The sequence below is a fragment of the Massilia sp. MP_M2 genome (assembly GCF_039123635.1).
GTDB lineage: Bacteria > Pseudomonadota > Gammaproteobacteria > Burkholderiales > Burkholderiaceae_D > Telluria.
This window is the reverse complement of record NZ_JBCHJF010000001.1, coordinates 473,589-486,868: the sequence shown is the minus strand read 5'-3', so window position 1 is coordinate 486,868 and position 13,280 is coordinate 473,589. Positions and strand designations below refer to the sequence as shown.

At 60.2% G+C, this 13,280-nt stretch carries 22 protein-coding genes; 4 read left to right on the top strand and 18 right to left on the bottom strand.

What is annotated here, in order from left to right; translation table 11 throughout:
- Positions 1-25: 25 nt before the first annotated feature.
- From RCH14_RS02275 to RCH14_RS02190, 18 genes are all read right to left on the bottom strand, one after another.
- Positions 26-205, bottom strand: a complete 180-nt coding sequence (locus RCH14_RS02275; RefSeq protein WP_343024539.1) for a hypothetical protein — start codon at positions 203-205, stop codon at positions 26-28.
- Positions 202-762: a hypothetical protein gene (locus RCH14_RS02270; RefSeq protein WP_343024538.1), complete on the bottom strand. Its 561-nt coding sequence runs from the start codon at positions 760-762 to the stop codon at positions 202-204. The genes RCH14_RS02275 and RCH14_RS02270 overlap by 4 nt, the downstream gene beginning before the upstream one ends.
- Positions 755-1,189 (bottom strand): hypothetical protein, encoded by a 435-nt coding sequence (locus tag RCH14_RS02265; protein ID WP_343024537.1) that lies wholly within the window; start codon positions 1,187-1,189, stop codon positions 755-757. The genes RCH14_RS02270 and RCH14_RS02265 overlap by 8 nt, the downstream gene beginning before the upstream one ends.
- Positions 1,173-2,402, bottom strand: coding sequence for a hypothetical protein (locus tag RCH14_RS02260; RefSeq protein WP_343024536.1), 1,230 nt, complete (start codon positions 2,400-2,402; stop codon positions 1,173-1,175). The genes RCH14_RS02265 and RCH14_RS02260 overlap by 17 nt, the downstream gene beginning before the upstream one ends.
- Positions 2,399-2,896, bottom strand: a complete 498-nt coding sequence (locus tag RCH14_RS02255; RefSeq protein WP_343024535.1) for a hypothetical protein — start codon at positions 2,894-2,896, stop codon at positions 2,399-2,401. The genes RCH14_RS02260 and RCH14_RS02255 overlap by 4 nt, the downstream gene beginning before the upstream one ends.
- The gene (locus RCH14_RS02250; RefSeq protein WP_343024534.1) at positions 2,893-3,681 is read right to left on the bottom strand and encodes a hypothetical protein; all 789 of its coding nucleotides are present in this window, start codon (positions 3,679-3,681) and stop codon (positions 2,893-2,895) included. The genes RCH14_RS02255 and RCH14_RS02250 overlap by 4 nt, the downstream gene beginning before the upstream one ends.
- A complete protein-coding gene (locus RCH14_RS02245; RefSeq protein ID WP_343024533.1) occupies positions 3,681-3,869 on the bottom strand; it encodes a hypothetical protein in 189 nt (62 codons plus the stop codon). The genes RCH14_RS02250 and RCH14_RS02245 overlap by 1 nt, the downstream gene beginning before the upstream one ends.
- Positions 3,866-3,994, bottom strand: coding sequence for a hypothetical protein (locus tag RCH14_RS02240; RefSeq protein WP_343024532.1), 129 nt, complete (start codon positions 3,992-3,994; stop codon positions 3,866-3,868). The genes RCH14_RS02245 and RCH14_RS02240 overlap by 4 nt, the downstream gene beginning before the upstream one ends.
- A gap of 106 nt (positions 3,995-4,100) precedes the next feature.
- Positions 4,101-4,799 carry a 3'-5' exonuclease gene (locus tag RCH14_RS02235; protein WP_343024531.1) on the bottom strand — a complete coding sequence of 233 codons (699 nt, stop codon included), beginning with the start codon at positions 4,797-4,799 and terminating at the stop codon, positions 4,101-4,103.
- A gap of 169 nt (positions 4,800-4,968) precedes the next feature.
- Positions 4,969-5,868 (bottom strand): recombination-associated protein RdgC, encoded by a 900-nt coding sequence (locus RCH14_RS02230; protein WP_343024530.1) that lies wholly within the window; start codon positions 5,866-5,868, stop codon positions 4,969-4,971.
- Between the two features lie 28 nt (positions 5,869-5,896).
- Entirely contained in the window at positions 5,897-6,022 is a 126-nt protein-coding gene (locus tag RCH14_RS02225; RefSeq protein ID WP_343024529.1) for a hypothetical protein, read from the bottom strand.
- A 7-nt stretch (positions 6,023-6,029) separates the two neighbouring features.
- On the bottom strand, positions 6,030-6,506 hold the full coding sequence (locus RCH14_RS02220) for a hypothetical protein (RefSeq protein WP_343024528.1): 477 nt from the start codon (positions 6,504-6,506) through the stop codon (positions 6,030-6,032).
- A complete protein-coding gene (locus RCH14_RS02215) occupies positions 6,503-6,847 on the bottom strand; it encodes a hypothetical protein (protein ID WP_343024527.1) in 345 nt (114 codons plus the stop codon). Before RCH14_RS02215 ends, RCH14_RS02220 begins: the two co-directional genes overlap by 4 nt.
- A 990-nt stretch (positions 6,848-7,837) precedes the next feature.
- Positions 7,838-8,653 (bottom strand): DUF3037 domain-containing protein, encoded by an 816-nt coding sequence (locus RCH14_RS02210; RefSeq protein ID WP_343024526.1) that lies wholly within the window; start codon positions 8,651-8,653, stop codon positions 7,838-7,840.
- Positions 8,644-9,264: a hypothetical protein gene (locus tag RCH14_RS02205; RefSeq protein ID WP_343024525.1), complete on the bottom strand. Its 621-nt coding sequence runs from the start codon at positions 9,262-9,264 to the stop codon at positions 8,644-8,646. The genes RCH14_RS02210 and RCH14_RS02205 overlap by 10 nt, the downstream gene beginning before the upstream one ends.
- 833 nt (positions 9,265-10,097) lie before the next feature.
- Positions 10,098-10,784, bottom strand: a complete 687-nt coding sequence (locus tag RCH14_RS02200; protein WP_343024524.1) for a hypothetical protein — start codon at positions 10,782-10,784, stop codon at positions 10,098-10,100.
- A gap of 97 nt (positions 10,785-10,881) precedes the next feature.
- Entirely contained in the window at positions 10,882-11,328 is a 447-nt protein-coding gene (locus tag RCH14_RS02195; RefSeq protein ID WP_343024523.1) for a S24 family peptidase, read from the bottom strand.
- 2 nt (positions 11,329-11,330) lie between these two features.
- Positions 11,331-12,008 (bottom strand): S24 family peptidase, encoded by a 678-nt coding sequence (locus tag RCH14_RS02190; protein ID WP_343024522.1) that lies wholly within the window; start codon positions 12,006-12,008, stop codon positions 11,331-11,333.
- Positions 12,009-12,078: 70 nt separating this feature from the next.
- Here RCH14_RS02190 and RCH14_RS02185 point away from each other — a divergent pair, with 70 nt between their 5' ends.
- The 4 genes from RCH14_RS02185 to RCH14_RS02170 are packed head-to-tail and all read left to right on the top strand — an operon-like array spanning position 12,079 to position 13,219.
- Complete coding sequence (locus tag RCH14_RS02185) at positions 12,079-12,378, top strand: hypothetical protein (protein ID WP_343024521.1); 300 nt, start codon at positions 12,079-12,081, stop codon at positions 12,376-12,378.
- A gap of 57 nt (positions 12,379-12,435) precedes the next feature.
- A complete protein-coding gene (locus tag RCH14_RS02180) occupies positions 12,436-12,720 on the top strand; it encodes a hypothetical protein (protein ID WP_343024520.1) in 285 nt (94 codons plus the stop codon).
- Positions 12,721-12,771: 51 nt separating this feature from the next.
- Entirely contained in the window at positions 12,772-12,960 is a 189-nt protein-coding gene (locus RCH14_RS02175) for a hypothetical protein (RefSeq protein ID WP_343024519.1), read from the top strand.
- Positions 12,961-13,015: 55 nt separating this feature from the next.
- Positions 13,016-13,219: a helix-turn-helix domain-containing protein gene (locus RCH14_RS02170; protein WP_343024518.1), complete on the top strand. Its 204-nt coding sequence runs from the start codon at positions 13,016-13,018 to the stop codon at positions 13,217-13,219.
- Positions 13,220-13,280: the final 61 nt, after the last annotated feature.

Genomic DNA, 13,280 nt, shown 5'->3' with positions numbered 1-13,280 from the left:
GACATCATAAAACCCTTTCCAACTTCTATTTTCGCCCAGCGCTGGCGACCAGGCCGGCGTAGCACTTGCTGTGAAACGCCTTCTTGGCCTGCGCGCCACCCGGCGACTGCGCGCGCACATATTGCGTCCCGCTGGCCACGGTCATGCCGCAGAAGGCGCACAGGTAATCGCGGCGCGCCTTGTGCGTGATGCTGTTGAGGATCATTGGGCGCCGCCTGTAGCCAGGCGCGCCCGGTACGCTGCCACCGCATCTCGCTGGCCTTGGCGCATGCTGTCGCCGGTGTAGCCGTACACGTCTGGCGCGAACAGCAACACCGGATCCGGCAGCGGCGGCAGTCCTTCGTCGTCCACCTCAACAGGGCGAGAAGCGAGGGCGGCGCGCATCTTCTTCCAGTCCAGCCATACGGATCGCTTGTGCTGCAGTTCTCCCATCAGCGACATCAAATCGCCGCGCCAGACTATTGCCGCCTGGTCTGGAACTGGCAGCGGCTGTTGAAGGTTGACGGCGCGCTCTAAGCGATCCTCGGCGCGCTTGAACTCGTCTACCGGCATTGCATATGGATGCACCCGACCCAGCATATTTAGCAGCTCTTCGGACGCGGCGTTGGGCGACCGCGCGGCGCGCACTGCTGCATCCCACCGTTTGCAAAGGCTGTCCATTGTGGCCACGATGTCGCCGGTAATCTGCTCGCCGGGCCGCTGCGCCAGGTTGAACATCACGTTCGCCATCTGCGCGCCGACGTGGCGCAAGGTGTCAGCCATTTGATTCGCTCCCTTCAAACATATCGGCCACGGCCAGGCGCTCGCGGCGGGTGGTGCGCGCGGTCTCGGCGTGGTGCGCCGCGTCGTATCGCAGGTGGTGCATCTGGCACCAGGCGCGCAGGTTCGCCGGGTCACAGTTCTCGGGCTGGTGGTCGAGGTGCGCGATGGTCAGGACGATCTCCACCATGTTCTTGAGCTGGTACTCGCTCATTCGCACCGACGCGATGTACTCACCGGTCTCCGCGTCAAATACCTCGGCCGTGTCAGCTTGGTACGTGCCGGCGAATGGGCCAGCGCCGCGCGCGATGGTCTGGCCATTCTTCACCTTGCACTGCTCGCAGCAGTTGCCGGCGCGCTCCAGAATCGACGCACGGACCTCGGGCCAGTTGGCCGGGTAGCGCTTGCGGTTTTCAGGCTTGATCGGCATTTGATTCGCTCCCTTCCTGGCCGCCGTCGAGCTGGGCGGCGCGCTCATATGCCGCGCAGATATTGCACTTGCGCGTGGCGTGGCACGGATCATTGCTCTCAAACTTGATCGTTTCTTCCTTGTCGATGAGCTTGCGCGCCTTTTGCTCGGCCTCATCCATGCTGATTGCATGCACGCCCACGCCGGCCGCCATCTTCGTCTTCCCCACGTAGCAGTCGAAGCGGTACAGGCGCGGCAGTTCGGTCGGCGCTTCCGATGTGTTGGCGGGCTGGGCGGCGCGCGGCTCGCTGTCGAGCGGCAGCACGCCATCGGTGTCGCCGTTCCAGCAGCACATGCCGGTTGCGCCCTGGCCCTCATCGTCCTTGTACTGGACGACGCCAAAGGTCAGATCGTCGTCTAGCTGATCGGGATCGCCTGCGCCGTCAGGGTTGATGAAGTCGAGCGCCTCGCGCAATTGATGCCCGTTCAGCGTTACGGTGGCGATGCCTCGCTCCCAGCCCGGCATCGTTTTGTCGGTCGGCGCTTCCGGTGTGCCTTGGCCGCTTGATGCGTTGCCCTCGATAGCGACCATGCGCGCGGCAAAGTCGCTGGGGTGGCGGAAGTGCAGGTTGCCAGTTGCGGTGTCGCGGTAGACAGTGAGTGGATCGATTAGGCGGCACTTGCCGGCGCCGACAGCGTGACCGAGCAGTTCGTATCGGCCGCTCTCGCCCATGTAGCTGTACAGAGCGCCGGGTGCTGCGGCTTGCTGGGCGGCGAGAACGCGTCGGTAACTATCGTGCGCCCGATCGTACTGCGCCTTGTCGACGCCATACCACTCGCCGCTGTCATGGCTGAAGACTTGATAGGCCTCTTTGCCGCTCTCTGCATGCTGGGCGCCACAAAGAGGCGGCCACTGCGCCCAATACTGCTTGTACAGCGCATCGGCTTGCGGCGCTTCGCCCTCTGGCTGGCCGCGGCGAGCAAGGGCGATCAGGGCCAGCACGGTGGCAGGGTTGGCGCCGGCCGTGAACCTTGCGTTCGCTTCAACCACGCCGGTCGTGTCGTGCGCATAGTGGCGAACGATGTGGCCAGGGCGTTGCGCAGGGCGCACGATGTGGGTGTAGGCGTCCGAGCCTTCCTGATAAATCCAAGGGCCGGGCGTTGCCGCGCGCGCCAGTGCTTCCAGGCGGTCCAAGTCCGGCAGTTCAGGGGATGCGGTAGGGGTGGTGGTCATGCTGCTTGCTCCTTCGTGATGTGTGCCTCGACCCAGTCGCGCACGGCCTGCCAGCGCTGCCTGCGGGCGAATTCGTTGGGGACGCTCACACTCTGGTGATGGCCTCGATCCCAGGTGCGCATCGGGCCGCAGATCTCGACCTCCATCCAGCGATGCTCTTGCACGTGGTCGTCGTTGACCCACATGATCTCGCGCGCCAGCTGGTCGGCGATGTTGAACGTCCCGCCCAGTGATTCAACGTCGTAGGTGTCGATCGCGGCCAGATTCAAGCCGCGCGCCTGACCGACGACGCCCAGTGCGCAGAACTGGCCATCGGCCTCGAGCTCGCCGGCCACCAGCTGCTTCTCCGGCATTCCGTCGAGCGCGACCAGCAGCTCGCGCAGCAGCGCCTGGCCACGCTTGCCACGGATGGCCGACGCTACCTGTGCGCGGTACCGGCCCAGTGCCAGCGGATCGTCGTCGCCGTAATCGTCGCAATATCCGCTGCGGCTCATGCTGCACCGCCTTCCTGGCGCTCGCCTGATGTAGATGCCTGCATGGCAGCCGCGATCTTCATGTACACGGCACGGATGCCCGGCACGTTCGTCGCACTGACCTGCAGCTCGGGGAAGCCGTAGATGCTTGGACTCGTATCGATAGCGCAGGCATGTAGCGCGGCGACGATCATCTCGTCGGTTGGCTCAGCTGGTGCAGGCTCACCGTTCATGGCCAGGTCGTCGTCGACGTCGGTCGGGCCCAGGTACATCGATCCCTCATCCGGGTAATCGCTGAAGAAGGCGTACAGGCCGTCGTCCATGTCGGCCCACGCCGCAGGACGCTGGAAGATCGAGATTTCAGCATCGTGCCCGCCGAACGTGGCCACCAATTCTTTTGCCTGGCGCAGCGTGATTTCGATACTCGGAATGTCTGCGATGCGCACGGGCCCTGCTGGCAGAGGCGCGGCTGCCTGATCGGCCTTCACTTCAAGCGGCGCCGCGTACAGTTTCGTGCCGACGCACGGCATGTTGTCGCGATCGAGCCAGGTCACGGCCGGCTGGCCATCGACGTAGCCCTTGAACTCGGCCACCGGCCGGCGCGCGCCGACCAGCTGCAGATTGACCTGGTCGACCGGCGCGCCGGCAGCGGCTGGCACCTCAACCACCAGCACACGCTCGTGCTTCTCGGGTGCGTGGCTGAACTTGCAGCCGGCCGGGCCGACGGTGCCGTGGTTCTCGCTGGTCATGCACAGCGACCAGGTGCGCAGCGCGCTGGCGGTGCGGCGGGGGTGTGCGTGTTCCATCAGTTTCCCTCTCGATCTCGGTTTATGCGGCGCGGCATTGCCTTCGCCAGTTTGTTTTCGGCAAGCACGCGGTGTGCTTGCGCGATCGTGGCTGCTGCTTCTGCGACGACCAGCTGGCGGAACAAGTCGCGCGCCATCTGTTCATCGCTCTGGTAGGTGATGCGCAATTCTTCGAAGGTCCGGGTCACGGCCGCGTCCCGTTCAGCTCGTGCATCGCGCGCTGCTCGGCTGCGTCGTCGGCGCGCTGCACCTCTGCCACCAGGATCAGGAAGGCCATGACGAACACCAGTGCCTGGCCGATGCGGCGCTTCACAGCGGCCACCCGTGGGCAATGGCCGAGGCGCACAGGGCGCAATAGACGAGCACGACCGCGCACTTCCACTTGATGACGCGCAGGCGGTGCTCGTTGAACGTAGATCTCACTGCAGCACCTCCGCCACGGCCTTGTTGACGTGCAAGATGCGCAGCGCGAGCGCCGCGGCTTCGGCCTGGTTGACTGCGTCGTCCAGTGCGTGGTGGTGCGTGCCGCCGCGGCGGTCGACTTTCACGCCTGCCAAGTCGTAAAGGGTGCGGGTGTCGCGCACGCTCCAGAACTCCCACGGTGCCGGGATGCCGCACGCGCGGTAGGCGGCATCGAGCAGCGGCACGTCGAAAGTCGCGCCGTGGCACCAGGGATACTTTGCGCTCTGCTCGAGCAGCCATTCGCGCAAGCAACTCAGTACCGTGCCGAGCGCCATGGCGTCGGTTGGGAATGCCGCGGCGCGCGCCTCATCGCTCTGGCGCATCCACCATTCAACCGTGGCCGGGTCGATGGTCAGGCCGACGTCGGTACACGACGAGAGCCGGATCGGCGCGTAGAACGTGGCGCCCAGGCCGTCCATGCCGAACATCACGGCGCCGACGCTCAGAATCGCGGAGCCGGGCGTGGTACCGAGCGTCTCGGTATCGATCATGACGTCGCTCATCTTGGCCAGGCCGGGAGCAGCGTCGCGCCAGTCCAGCTGCTTGACAGGCTGCACTTTGTCGTCCAGGCGCCGTAACAGCTCGCCATTGACGGTCGAGGGAATAATCCGCTCACCTTTTTGGACGGTTGGCACTGCATCCGTGTTATCGGTCATTGTCATTTCCTTGACTCCGTTGGGCGTGCGGCCGCAAAAGCTTTTTCGATCGCGGCTGCTCGTTGATGGCGGCTGGACTGGACGTTAATGCGCGACTGCTGAATGGCTTGGCGGTCGGCAGGCGTCAACGACTGCGAGTCGGCGCTGGGCGCGCGGCGTGCACGGTACTTCATGCCTGCGCCTCACCGCCCATCGCTTCGACCAGGTCTGCTAGCAGCTGGGCCAGCTCGCCCGACATGAGAGCAAAGTCGCTGTCGAACCGCTCGCCGGCGTCATACACCCCGGTAGCGTTTTCCTTAAGCACGGCCAGCGGTTTGACGCTCTTGATAGCTAGCGACTCGTCCAGCACAAAGCTGATGCGGTCGTTCCACGTCAGCGCGAGGCGCGTGCATTGTTTGCCAGCGGCGATGTGGCGCCGGGTGTCTTGTGGGTCCAAGGTGTGGCGCTTGTATCCGATCTGGGCACGGCTCTCGCCGGTAGCGCGAAGCGTCGCATCCTGGTCGATCGTAAAGCCGTACGGCGCTTCATCGGCTTCGAGCCAGCCAGTCATCACGGCCACCGGCGAACGCTGCACGCGTAGCGATTCGAGCGGCATCTTGTCGACCGCCTTGAGCAGCAGCTTGACGACGTCGTCAGCCTTGGCGGGGCCCGACGCATCGACCACGAGCCAGCCATTGACCGGATCGATCCACACCAGCACGGCCGAGCGAATCGGGAACGCGCGCGGCAGCAGCTCGTCGGCGACGCGCTCTTTCAACTCGCGCATCGCCTTCTTCCCTGGGCGGAACCCTTGCTGTTCTTCCAGCTCATCGGCGCGCGCTGCGGCGACCTGGTTGATCACCTTCGCGGGCAGTACCTTCTTCTCGGTGACGAGCTGCAGCAGGAACTGGCCGTTCACTGCGTGCACGAGCGGCATCCCGGCCCCGCGTGGCGACTGCCATCCCTGGCGCAGCAGTTCGCTGCTCGACGCCGGCGTGAACGCCTGGAACGTGAGTGCGCCGGCCAGCGCGTCGGCGGTCATCGCGTACGGCGCCGGCAGGCGGTAGATCTGGAGGTTTCGGAAAAACATCGTGGTTCCTTCGTTATCGGGAAGTTAGTTACAGGTGTGGCGCGATCGGATCGATTGCGCCGGCCAGGCAGATCAGAAGAGCCAGCAACGCGAGCATCACGCCCGGGTGGCGCTCGGCCCAGTCCATGCCAAAGAAAAGTAAGAAGCGAATCATCGGGACCTCAAGTTTTTGATTTGGCCCGCGCGACGTGCTGACGGCTCGGCTTCGAGCGGGTAGGGTTGAGCGCGGCAGCTTCGTCGCGTTCTTCGGTGAGCTTCTGCAGGGTGGCGCGGGTGATTGCCGCCATCGTCGCGGCGTCCCGGTTGGGGTGGGAGCCGTAGTGCTCAGTGACGCCGCGCCGGCCAGGGCCGTATCCCACGGTCACCGAGTACTCGTCAGGGTCGTGTTTGATGTTCAGCGCGTGCTTGATGGCGAGCGCGCCAGCGGCCCGCGGGTCGCGCCGCCACTTCGACATGATCTCGCTTGTGCGAATCCCGCTACCGCTGTCGGCACGGCCCGTCATCAGGTAGACGTTCGAGTCAATCGACAAGCCCAGGCCGCCGGGCATTGACGTGCGCACGCGCAGATCAAGTCGCGCAATCTCGCGCTCGTCGGCGATCGCCTTCTTCAGGTAATCCTGGTCGTACTGCTGGGTCATGCGGCACCTGCAGCGGCGAGAGCGGCGCGGGCACGGTCGGCGCATGGCTTATTGATGCCCACGATGCCGTTTTCATGCTGGTCGAGCATTTCGGCTAGGGCCGCGATGAGCCCCTCGTGAGGGTTCGCGCTGTTGCGCTCTGCGAGCATGGCATCGGCCAAGCCGTAAGCTGATTTCGCCCATGTTTCGAAAAGTACGCTCTTGTCCACATGCCCCCAAGTCCGGCCGGTAATCAGTGATGACAGTGCTCGCGCTGCGAAGTAGTCGCGCAGCAACATACCGCTGCTCTCGCGAGGGTATTGGCACGGAAATGCCAGCTCGCCATCTTCTCGTTTGCTCATCCTTCTCTCCTGTGTTGTGCCGGTATGTCCAGCGTTTGGCGTCGCGGCTGGCGTGTGCTCAGCTCGTGCAGGTGACGAATACTTTAGCGTACTAAATAACGCAACACAAGAACTTTCTTTAGTTTACTAAAGTTCGTGATAAAATTATTTCGTCGCTTAAGAATTTGCGACCGCAGGCTTGGGGCAGGGAGGGGAAACCGCCGACGCTCAGGCTTAAGTGCCAAGGACGACCGGAAGGGCAACGCGTGGGTGGATCGTAGAGCGCGCCGGGGGACGGACAGGAATGTCTGGGAAGTCTGCGAACAAGCGAAAGTGTCCGAAGGCGAAAGCATGGGATGCGGTAGCCCACCACGGAGGTCGATAAACGTCGTCCGCTTTAGGGAGGGTTACGCTCTGGAACCGAGGCTCTGCTGGGATAAAGCGAAGCCAATAACTTAGAAACACCTACCTGAACAGCCAAGAACAGAACCTGAACAGTACCTATAGAGGGTGCGTAGGAAAAAAGGCCCGAAAATGTCGCAAAAATTGACCCTCGCGGCCTACCTGGAGGGTAGGGGTAAAGTGAAGTCGCTGACCCGGATCGAGGCTGAGGCCTTCGGTGTGCCTTTCCCACTAGTGTCTGGCTGGCCATCACGATATGGTGACGCCGAGATCACGGCCGCCATGCTCGAGGACCTCGCACGGCGAATTGCGGTCGCCAGACGGTCAACTGCTCACAAGGCGCTCCGCGGCCTAGATGGGGCGGGATGCGCGGGCCCTGAGCTGCGCCAAGCCCACTGCACAACTACCACTCAGCAGGCTCGCTCAGTACCGGTGCTACGCATCGACGCGGCTCCATCTTTCCCTGGCTTCACCCTACGCTCGGGGAGACGATCTAGAGTTAAACCGTTACGTTAGGTTTAAATGAACAAAGGCCCGCGCGAAGCGGGCCGTCAAATACTAAGATCTATTCAAAAGACCTATTGTTGCTTGCCTCGATCAGCTAGGTATTCAGTGTGCGAAAGCGGCTGAATGATATTCAGCCAGACCGACATTGCTGTCAGCGTGAAAGATCTGGAAGCCGGAGGCATACAAAAGGTCCAAATGTGCGTCCGCTATCTCCGCCACCTCGCTCGGCACATGGACGATAGCAAATTTCTTTGTCTCAACTCCCCAAGCTTTCGCGCCTTCTGCAGCAGCCATCACTTTAGTGCATGCTTCAGAAACTTTCTGGCGAGCGGCTTGGGCTGAAACCCTGTAGTCCAACGTTTGAGTAATACGATAAACCCCATTTTTATAAACGAAGTCTGCTTTTAAATCCGGGTTTCCGGGGATAGGGTAGTGAGGTACTACTCTATGTTGCGTAAGGTCATCGACACTTGTTCCAAGTAAGCCCATACCTTTAAATCTAACAGCTATTTCTTTATGGAGCTTACTGCGCTTAGTCTTCTCTGACTTTGACTTGGCCACGATGTAGGTTGCCGACAACTCTCGAATCTCAGCATCTAATCCCGACTCTGTCGCATAAAAGAATCCGAGTTCTCCATTCCGGATGTACCCCATCGAAATCAATGCAGATACTCTTGCTGTATTATCTGGCAGGGAGTTCAGGATGTTGGCAAGCTGATCCCTGAGCTGAGATTCACGTGAATAACTCCAGCCCGGATCAATTGCCGAGACTTTGCCGACGGGCGCAGTGATTCGAACAAGCGGATCTCCGTGACTGGGCAAGATAACCAGGCCGACGTTGACATACTCTCCACGCATGACATCAGGGGAAAGTCTTAGCACGGCATACTCGTACATTGTACTAATACTCATTTCCATGCCCCTTGTTCTAAGAAATTACTTACTGCTCCCACCCTAGGTCCCCAACCTGTTCGCCACCAGTCGAGTAGGTCATGGCCCGAAACGGTAACCATCCATTCGGCAGGCAACTGCTCAAAGATCATTCCGAGCCAGCTTGCGTCGAGGCGCCTTAGTCGAGAGCATGCGTCGATGGCTGAATCGCTATCATATTTTACCCCGAGAGAGTCCCATTCACGCCAGACGAGTCCAGTGTTTTCGCGCCCGATTTGATCGAACCCCAGTGGAGGATGTCGAGTCGGCCACGCACGGGAAAAGTCAACTGCTCGAAGGAAGATTTCACCGCTCTGCTGGGGTTGCGGTAGCCAGTTGTGCCAGTGGCGGTCATCGTTGCCGATCGCAAGGTCGATGGCAAGCACTGCTGAGAAGATCGAGGAATTTGCACACAGCCCGATCTGACTCTGGAGCTGTGTAAAGTCGTTCGGCAGCTCAACACCGGATTCTAGTCTCGATCCGAAAACCTTGCGGCCCTTGAAATCCACCACTTGCGGTGTTGCCATCGGTACATCGCAAGCCTGGCATAACATTGCACCTATGAACTCCGCCACGCAGATATCCGGCGTGGTTTTCAATAGGTACCGTTCTCCATGACGGGTTACGCCGATGCCTTCATTGTCTTGGCCAGACAGCCTGGGCATGTACTTGACTATCGCTGGCGGCGCTAAATGTGCTTGTATCAATCTGACATCCTAGTTTGCCGGGTTCGACTGCTACTCGAAGACACACTAGTCCCGGTCAGAAGAAAGCGAACACCTGTTCCGGCATCTAAGCGTGCCGTTTCGCTCGCGCGAGTATAGCTCGACCGCATGCGCAGAAATCTAGTCAATAGTCACCGAAGGTAAGGGGCGATGATCACGTCTTTACCGTTCAGCGTCACGAGCAAAATTTCACCCGTTGATACAATCCCAACGCAACTGGCTGACATCTGCACCTTGGCGCCAGCAGAATCCTCGAAGTTGAACGAGCCACGTGGCCATACAAAGTAAAACTCGTTGCTTCCGCGGCTGTGGTTTTTCGAGTAAGGCGGTACCTCTGCGCCACTGAACTCGCTCTGTTCGAGGATGCGGTGCTGGCACGCTCTTAGGGCAAAGGATGCCTGTCGATCGTGAACCTGGCTCTCGCTCGGTACCGCGAGGCGTTACACGGTGAGCGCAGCCATAACGGTCAGCGCAGCGATCGCAAATAGGCCGAGCCACTCCTTCAGACCGAGCAGGAAGATCGGCGCCCTGCTAGTGATAGCTTCCTCTTAAACTTGCTTGTGCACTGGCGTCTCAAGGAGCGCCTGGCACCGAGGCACTGGAGTGGTCGAAGCACGGCGATACTGGCCTTACAGCTTGGGCACTGAACGTTCGCAATCGCCTTGGATCCTTGATGCAGCTTGCCAATGAAACCCGTGCAGAATGACTTAAAAGCCTGAAAGCACTTGATAGCGCAAGCCGTTGTTATCGGCACCAAGAAGATTCAGCTTGACTGTTTTGAAGGTCACAGTCGTAGGGAATTCGGTAATGTCGTAGGAAACATCTTGGAAGAATGATGGGCGGGCGAAGTCACCCGCGTACTCGCGATATGAGAGCTTAATAGTCTTATTGCTGTAGCCTTGGTACAGAAGTTCAGACTTCAGCGCATCACTACGGGGAACTACTAGCTCACTTTTAGAGAAGCGGACTGGTGTTGGTAGGTCGTAGTTGAGCCAAACCATTCCAGGAGCAACCTTTGCCTTGGTAAAGCTGCTTCCTGCCACCGGGCTCACAAAGCACACTCGGCTTCCTGTGCCCGCAAGAGGATCGACGTAAGCATTGCGCTCTGTACAGTACGCCGGCTCACCGCCAGTGTCGGCGGGAACAATAAACTCGCCTACTTCAATCTTGACTGGTACGACTAAAACGCGGAAGGCTGCGGAGTCTTCAAGGCGGTATCCCGTCTTACTCCAGTGGCGATATTGGCTATACACCGTACCACCCACAGGTGCTTGTGCATCTGTATTGTGCTCGGGAATGCGGCCGACTTGCTCGCTTACTTGAGAGTTCTGTGTGACAGAAACGGTCGCGCACCCTGAAAGCATCAACGCTACGGCTGCAGCAAAAATTCGCATAATTTTCCCTTATCGGCGTCTAAGCGCGCCGCTTCGCTCGCGTGAGTATATCTTTTGACCTATTGCGGAAATCTCACCAATTGTCTTCGCCGGCAGCTTATAAGCGACCAGTCAACATTCGACCAGGCTGATACACGACACGCCCGACAATAGAGAGCCAGCCGCTGCGGGCGTTCGCGGGCTTAAAATCAGGGTTGATGAAGCTAAGGTACCACTGGCCACCGCGCCGCTGCAGTTGCGTGATGCATGCTTCCCCATCCCAGTTCACTGCATACAGCTCACGATCACGGCGCGCAGTGTCCGAGGTGTCGATCACGATCCAGTCGTCCTCGAAGATTAAGGGCTCTAATCCCCGGTCGCGCACCTGGAGCGCAAGAAGGTCTGCGCGCCCTGTGCCAAGTTGCTGCAAATCGCTCAATGGGAGTGGCAGCGGCGTGCCGGCCGACATATCTGCCTCGGTTTCAAAGCCCTCGACACCAGCGCGTAGCCGCAGCTTGACTCTCCGAACCAGTTCGAAGTCCGGCCCTACCTCTACATGCAGCATCTTCACACGCTTGGGCGGAAAGCTGATTTCGGGATGTGCCCGAGTACTAGGTGCAATGCAGTGATTTCCTCAAGGTCTACAACGATGTTCTGGAAGTCTTTGTTCACGGACTCGAAGCACGCCTGATCGTCTCTTTGCCAAAGCAGTCGCTTTATCATCCGTCGCCCGTCGCTTAGAAGGACGATGACTTCGTCACTCGGATACACATCTGCACATGGGTCAACGCCGACGAACTCTCCGGGCAGATACCGTGGACTCATGCTCTCGCCGCGCACGCGCAGCGCATACGCCTCCACGCAGGAGGTGAACCAAACCATGTACCCCTCTGGCTGCTCAGGCGGGAAATCGTCGATGTGCAGCAAGCCATCCTCGCCCGCTTGGACCCGGCCCGCTACAGGGAGCAGCCGCGGTGTTCCGATAATTGCGGGCGCGTCCTCCACATCAGAGGCAGCTTCTACTGCAACAGGACGGTACTTGGGCAGCTTCCCGTCCGTGAGCCAGTCCAGGCTGAACTGGGTGCGGGCGAAGGCCTTCAGTGGTTTCGGCCCGAGCCTAGTAGTTCCCGAGAACCATTGCGCTACAAGCCCTTGCGATACGCCGCAAAAAGTCGCGAGCTCGACGCTGCTCTTGAGCCCCAGCTCTGCCATTACTTGCTTAAGTCGTGTTGCCAGATCATCCATATTTAGCACTCTAAATGTTTTTCGCTTTAGCGTGCTTGCATGTTTAACTTTAGTAAGCTAAAGTATTGTCATGGACAAGAAACCGACGCCTGACGAGATCATTGATGCCTTGGGCGGGACATCAAAAGTTGCAGAGCTCAGCGATGTGACCGATTCCGCTGTATCCCAGTGGAGGATCAATGGCATCCCGAAGCATCAGCTGAAATTTCTCCGCCTTGCGCGGCCAGAGATATTTACCGCGCTCGGTATTGGTGATGTAACTCCACAGCGCCGGTCAACGGACAAGTCTCCGGCACCTTTCCGCGCAGGGCGAAGCCTACCAACTGCCGAAACGGTGCTGAGTTGTGGCGCGTCGGCGCCTCCTGCGTAAGTCACGACTGCGTAACGTTTTACCCATTCCTGTAACCCGCATCACTAGGAGAAAACCATGAACAACCCGAACGCCAAGACCATCTCGGTCAAAGGCTACCTTTCGCCGGACGTCTATCTGGCCAACAAGGCCGTTTTCGACCCGGTCGGCCTGTCGATGAGCGCTGCAATCGGCCTGGGCCTTCAGCAGTTGGCTGCTTCGATCCGCGAACTTGACCCTGCACATCGTACCCGCAGGGAGGGTGCAGGTCGTATGCCCAAAACGGGCCTGCAACGGACCTGGCCGCAGTCAAGCGCGCGCAGGGCACGCGGCGGCGCACCGAAACCTTTCATGCGGGTTTAAAGGGTTTCGGGTGCTAGGCGTATCGAAAAGTGAATAAGGAGAGGGGCCGAGATGGACGATCAGAAGGAGAAAGACAAGGTGCTGGCCAAAGCGAGCATGTGGGTGTCGAGTCGACGCGCAAAGGCCGTTGCAAAGGGGCCAGAAAAGGAGCGCGCGCAGTCCCGCCACCACCAAGACGGAAACGAGCTGGCGGAGGCGGTGGAGAAGCTGGAGAAGAGCTTCCTGCAAGGGTCGACGTGAGCAGCACCCAGGCGGCGGGATAGTGCCGTCACCAACATCACATCAGGGAGCGGAATTGACGAACGTACCAAAGCTGCTGGACACGCTGCGCGAGCGCTTCCAGATCAAGAGCGACGCGGCGTTGGCGCGTGAGCTGGAAGTCTCGCCAGCGCAAATCAGCAAGATGCGCGCCGGATCGGCCTTGGGCCCGTCGACGATCTTGAGCATCCACGAGCACCTGGGCGTACCGGTGAAAGAAATTCGCGAGTTGGCGCAGTAAAGAGAAGTCCCAGCGAACGTTCGCTGAACGGCAGAAATGGAAAAGCCCGGGCGCAACCGGG